Below are 1034 nucleotides of genomic sequence, written 5' to 3' on the forward strand. Positions count from 1 at the left end.
CACGCCGGACGCAAGGGTCAGTGCAACTGCGGCTAAACCATTCTTGAAAGTTAATTTCATAGTAACTTCACCTCATTGGTCGGACCTTAAAAGCATTAGGAATTACGCACCCTACTCACATCAGGATTGTTTTCGGAGCTACGGGCATATCCCTATGGGAATGACGGTCGTGTTTCGCCAACTGACAGGCCTGAGAACCAAAGACGGTCTGTGTCGTACACACTTTTATGATGTTTACAGACCTCGTAGGCGTCGTCTCCAAAGCGGCAGTCCAGTTTGCTCGACTGATCTGATAATCCCCATAGAGCCGAACAGGGTTTTATGCAACAAAAGACGATCGCTGACGAAACCTTGAAGAAGGGCGTTGACACTCTGGCCGGGAGGGACCCGGACCTTCATCGGGTTTACGCCCGCCTCGGTTATCCGCCTCTCTGGCCCCGGGAACCCGGCTTTGCCTCACTGGTGCATATCATTCTTGAGCAGCAAGTTTCGATCAAAGCCGCGGCCACCATGTTTGAACGGCTCGCATCCCACCTTGAATCGGTAACCCCGGAACTGGTCCAGAGGGCTGGCGAGCCTGAGCTAAGACGAGTCGGGCTTACCCGACAGAAATCCAGGTATTGTGTCGAGCTGGCCAACCGCATAACCGACGGCAAACTTGACCTCGCGCAAGTCGAAAAGCTTGACGATGTGCAGGGCCGAAGCCACCTTTTAGAAGTACCCGGTTTGGGGCCCTGGACCGTCGACATCTATTACATGATGGCGCTACGACGGCCGGATGTCTGGCCCCAAGGCGACCTGGCACTGGCATCCGCAATACAGGACATCAAAAATCTGGATGCCCGACCGACAAAAGAAGAGCAACTGGCCTTTGCCGAACAGTGGGCGCCCTGGCGAGCACTGCCCGATGTGCGCGGCTGCACACGGCTGGGTTGGCCTTGGGCGAATCGTCTATGCAAGCTCGTCAGAGCAGCTTTCAGCCTGGCTGGACGAACTGCACGTGGCGCCACCACCCGTGGCAACCCTTCCGATCA

At 55.9% G+C, this 1034-nt stretch carries 1 protein-coding gene; it reads left to right on the top strand.

Annotated elements, in window-relative coordinates:
* Positions 1-321 precede the first annotated feature (321 nt).
* On the top strand, positions 322-1034 hold a 713-nt coding region (locus B2W52_RS12980; protein ID WP_286803455.1), incomplete at its 3' end, for a DNA-3-methyladenine glycosylase family protein.

It is taken from the genome of Marinobacter sp. UBA2498 (genome assembly GCF_002341575.1).
Lineage (GTDB): Bacteria > Pseudomonadota > Gammaproteobacteria > Pseudomonadales > Oleiphilaceae > Marinobacter > Marinobacter manganoxydans.